We start from the raw sequence: 4,281 nt of genomic DNA, 5'->3' as shown, positions 1-4,281 counted from the left end.
GGTGGCGACCGTCGTGAGGGTGGCGACCGTCCGGGTGGCTTCCGCGGTGGTGACCGCGAGGGTGGTTTCCGTGGCGGTGAGCGTCGTGAGGGTGGTTTCCGTTCGGGTCCGCCGCGCGAGGGTGGCTTCCGCGGCGGCGATCGCCAGGGCGGCTTCCGTGGCGGCGACCGCGAGGGTGGCTTCCGCGGTGGCGACCGCGAGGGCGGCTTCCGCGGTGGCGACCGTCGTGAGGGTGGCGACCGTCCGGGTGGCTTCCGTGGTGCTGACCGCGAGGGTGGTTTCCGCGGTGGTGAGCGTCGCGAGAGTGGCTTCCGTTCGGGTCCCCCGCGCGAGGGTGGTTTCCGTGGTGGCGACCGTCGTGAGGGTGGCGACCGTCCGGGTGGCTTCCGCGGTGGTGACCGCGAGGGTGGTTTCCGTGGCGGCGACCGCCGTCAGGGCGGCGGCTTCCGCGGAGGCGACCGCGACGGTGGTTTCCGTGGCGGCGACCGTCGTGAGGGTGGCGACCGTCCGGGTGGCTTCCGCGGTGCTGACCGCGAGGGCGGCTACCGCGGTGGTGACCGCGAGGGTGGTTTCCGTGGCGGTGACCGCCGTGAGGGTGGCTTCCGTTCCGGTCCGCCGCGCGAGGGTGGCTTCCGCGGTGGCGACCGTCGTGAGGGTGGCGACCGTCCGGGTGGCTTCCGCGGTGGTGACCGTGAGGGTGGTTTCCGTGGCGGTGACCGTCGTGAGGGTGGCGACCGTCCGGGCGGCTTCCGTGGCGGTGACCGTGAGGGTGGTTTCCGCGGTGGTGACCGTCGCGAGGGTGGCTACCGTTCCGGTCCGCCGCGTGAGGGCGGCTTCCGTCGCGAGGGCGGCGACCGTCCGGGCGGCTTCCGTGGCGGTGACCGTCGTGAGGGTGGCGACCGACCGGGTGGCTTCCGTGGTGCTGACCGCGAGGGCGGCTACCGCGGTGGTGACCGCGAGGGTGGTTTCCGTGGTGCTGACCGTCGTGAGGGCGGCGACCGTCCCGGTGGCTACCGGGGTGGTGACCGTGAGGGGGGCTACCGCGGCGGCGACCGCCAGGGCGACCGTCGTGAGGGCGGCTTCCGGGGCGGAGAGCGTCGCGATGAGCGGCGGGACCGTCCGGAGGCGGAGGGGGAGCGCACGGCGGCCCCCGCGCTGCCCGACGAGATCGTCGCGACCGACCTCGACAAGGACGTCCGGGCCGAACTGCTCTCGCTGGCGAAGCCGGTCGCCGAGACGGTCGCCCGGCACCTGGTGGCGACGGGTCAGCTGATCGACGAGGACCCGGCCGAGGCGCTCGCGCACGCGCTGGCGGCCCGTCGGCTGGCGTCCCGGATCTCCGCCGTCCGCGAGGCGGTCGGTCTGGCCGCGTACCACGCGGGGGAGTGGCAGACCGCGATCGCGGAGCTGCGTACGTACCACCGGATGAGCGGGTTGCAGAGCCACCTGGCGGTGCTCGCGGACTGCGAGCGGGCGCTGGGCCGGCCGGAGCGGGCAATCGACCTGTTCCGTGGCGCGGACCAGGAGAAGCTGGACCGGGCCGTGGCGACCGAACTGCTGATCGTGGCGGCCGGGGCACGGGGCGACCTGGGCCAGAAGGACGCCGCCGTGGCCATGCTCCAGGTTCCCGACCTGACGAGCGAGACGGCCGAGCCGTGGACGGCCCGGCTGCGGTACGCGTACGCCGACGCGCTGCTCGCGGTCGGTCGTCGCGACGAGGCCCGCGAGTGGTTCTCCCGGGCGGCCGACGTCGACGCCGAGGGCGAGACCGACGCCGCCGAGCGGCTGCTGGAGCTCGACGGCGTGGTGATCGAGGGCGACGAGGAGGACGAGGAGCCCGCCGAGGCGGTCGCCTCCGGCCCCGGCGCCCCGGGCGCGGTGCCGGCCCGGCCGGACGCCGACCTCGGCAGCGACGCGGATCCGACCGACGAGAACGCCGACGAGCGGCGGGACGCTTCGGGGACCGCCGACGAGCGGCAGGACGAGGCGACAATCGCTGCGGTGCCCGCGGACGACCTGGCCGAGGACGAGCTGACCGACGACGAGGCGGACGCCGTCGCCGCCGGTCCGGCCGACGACGACACCGCGGTCGCCGCAGCTGGTGGCGAGCCCACCGCCGCCAACGAGTCGGACGCCGCCACGGGCGGGTCGGACACCGCGCAGCGATGACGACGGGTGCCGGGGAACGGCTGGTCGACGGGTACGCCCTGGTCGTCTTCGACCTCGACGGCGTGATCTACCTGATCGACCGGCCGGTCCCCGGCGCGGTCGAGGCGGTCGGCCGGTTGCACGCCGAGGGCCGGTCGGTGGCGTACGCGACCAACAACGCCTCGCGCCGCTCCAGCGAGGTGGCCGACCTGCTCACCGGGATGGGCGTGCCCGCCCGACCCGAGGAGGTCCTCACCTCCGCGGCGGCCGCCGCCGAGCTGCTTCGCGACCAACTTCCCGCCGGTGCCGCGGTGCTGGTCGTCGGCACCGAGGCGCTGCGGGCCGAGCTGCGCGCGGTGGGGCTGACCCCGGTGTCCCGGGCCGACGAGTCGCCGGTCGCGGTGGTGCAGGGGTTCGGCCCGCAGGTCTGCTGGGCGGACCTGGCCGAGGCGTCGGTGGCCGTACGCGGCGGCGCGACCTGGGTCGCCACCAACACCGACCCCGCCCTGCCCAGCGGCCGGGGACCACTGCCGGGCAACGGCGCACTGGTCGCCGTGCTGCGCACCGCGCTCAACCGCGATCCCGACGTGGTCGTCGGCAAACCCGAGCCGGCACTGTTCACCACGGCGGCCCGCCGTGCCGGACAGGGCCGGACGCTGCTGGTCGGCGACCGGCTGGACACTGACATCGAGGGCGCCCGGCGGGCCGGCCTGGACAGCCTGCTGGTGCTCACCGGCGTGAGCGACGCGGCGGAGCTGCTCGCCGCCCCGCCGCACCGCAGGCCGACGTACGTCTCGATGGACCTGGCGGGGCTCTTCGACCCGGCGGCCGTGGTGCGGGTGCCGGGCCCGGCGGACGCCGGCGGATGGTCGGTGGCCCCGCGGGACGACACGCTGGAACTATCCGGGGCGGGCCGTCCGCTGGACGCCCTGGCGGCGCTCTGCGCGACCGCCTGGTCGGGGCGGCCGGCGCGGATCCGTGCCGGGTCGGTCGGGGCCGAGAAGGCCCTGGCCGAACTCGGCCTCCCCGGCTGACCGCCGCCGGCACCGCCGCGACCGGCCCGCGCCTGCGCGCCGGCGGGACCGACCGGCCCGCCCCGATGGCCTCAGAGCAGCTTGCGCAGCTTCATCAGGTCGAGCGGGTTCGCCTTGATCGACACCCGCCGGGACGTGACCGCGCGGGTGACGTCGAGGTCGCCGCGCACCAGTGCGAGCAGGTCGTCGCTGCTGGTGCTCAGCGCGATCCTGGCCTTCGGGTCGTCGCCGTCGGCCAGGTCGACCAGGCGACCGCCGGAGAGCCGGCCGTGGAAGGCGGTCTCCAGGTCGGTGATCCGGCAGGCCAGCGTCCGGTCGAAGTCGACCTTCTCCCGCACCGTCTCCGCGTTGCGGTCCAGCCGGGCCGCCAGATCCCGCAACGCCTGCCGGCATTCGTCCACGCTGGCCACGATCGCCCCCTCACCGCTCGCCACGCCGTCCCCGGCACCGTACCGCACAGGGCGTCCCGGGGTGCCCGGTAGCGTGGCACCTGCACACCCCCGCCCCGCGGAAGGAATCAGGCATGCAGGACGCGTGGCGCGCCTACCTCGAGCTGGCCATGGGCCTGACGGAGGCGCCCCGGAAGAAGGCCCAGGACGCGGTTCGCCGGGTCGTCGGCTCCGGCGGGGCGACCGCCGCCCAGCTGCAGACCCTCGCCGAGGAGCTGGTCTCCACCGGCGCGGCGACGCCAAGGCCACCCTCGGTGCCCCGCCGCCCGTGCCCGCCGCCGCGCCGTCGCCCCCCGTGCCGGCCGGGTCGCCCGCCGACGCCGGGTCGTCGGCCGCCCCGGGCGCCGCCGAACCGGCCGCACCCACCTCGGCGGCCCCCGCCCCGAGCACCCCGGTCGAAAGGCCGGCCGTCGCAAAGAAGGCGCTGGCCAAGAAGGCCGTCGCCAAGAAGGCGGTGGCCAGGCGGACGCCGTCCGCCCTCGCCCCGACCGAGGGCGCCGCGGAGCCGGTCCGGCCGGCGAAGAAGGCACCGGCCCGCAAGCGGCCGCCGGAGGGCGAGGCGTGACCCGCCCGGCCCCGGCCGGGAGCGGGTCGTGAGCGGCCCCTTCCGGCCCGCCCCGCCGCCCGGCGCCCGCCCCGGCCCGCCGGGC

At 76.6% G+C, this 4,281-nt stretch carries 4 protein-coding genes and 1 pseudogene; 3 read left to right on the top strand and 2 right to left on the bottom strand.

What is annotated here, in order from left to right:
- On the bottom strand, window positions 1-1,305 hold a 1,305-nt coding region (locus ACSNN9_RS27915), incomplete at its 3' end, for a hypothetical protein (RefSeq protein WP_436676289.1).
- On the opposite strand from ACSNN9_RS27915, the gene ACSNN9_RS27910 reads away from it, so the two are divergent.
- A complete protein-coding gene (locus ACSNN9_RS27910) occupies window positions 1,207-2,169 on the top strand; it encodes a Replicase polyprotein 1ab (protein WP_436676287.1) in 963 nt (320 codons plus the stop codon). The two genes, ACSNN9_RS27915 and ACSNN9_RS27910, sit on opposite strands and share 99 nt — an antisense overlap.
- A complete protein-coding gene (locus ACSNN9_RS27905; RefSeq protein ID WP_436676285.1) occupies window positions 2,166-3,182 on the top strand; it encodes an HAD-IIA family hydrolase in 1,017 nt (338 codons plus the stop codon). Before ACSNN9_RS27910 ends, ACSNN9_RS27905 begins: the two co-directional genes overlap by 4 nt.
- Window positions 3,183-3,253: 71 nt before the next feature.
- Here ACSNN9_RS27905 and ACSNN9_RS27900 read toward each other — a convergent pair whose 3' ends face one another.
- Window positions 3,254-3,592: an SCP2 sterol-binding domain-containing protein gene (locus ACSNN9_RS27900; RefSeq protein ID WP_357883504.1), complete on the bottom strand. Its 339-nt coding sequence runs from the start codon at window positions 3,590-3,592 to the stop codon at window positions 3,254-3,256.
- A 113-nt stretch (window positions 3,593-3,705) separates the two neighbouring features.
- Here ACSNN9_RS27900 and ACSNN9_RS27895 point away from each other — a divergent pair.
- Window positions 3,706-4,196, top strand: a pseudogene (locus tag ACSNN9_RS27895) (hypothetical protein).
- Window positions 4,197-4,281: the final 85 nt, after the last annotated feature.

Origin of the sequence: Micromonospora sp. URMC 107, assembly GCF_051386315.1 — a bacterium.
In the GTDB taxonomy this organism is placed as follows: domain Bacteria; phylum Actinomycetota; class Actinomycetes; order Mycobacteriales; family Micromonosporaceae; genus Micromonospora.
This window is presented reverse-complemented; position numbering and strand designations above follow the sequence as displayed.

Bases quoted from the DNA above. Each gene is read 5' to 3' on its own strand.
- ACSNN9_RS27905 (WP_436676285.1), top strand. From the start codon at position 2,166: ATGACGACGGGTGCCGGGGAACGGCTGGTCGACGGGTACGCCCTGGTC.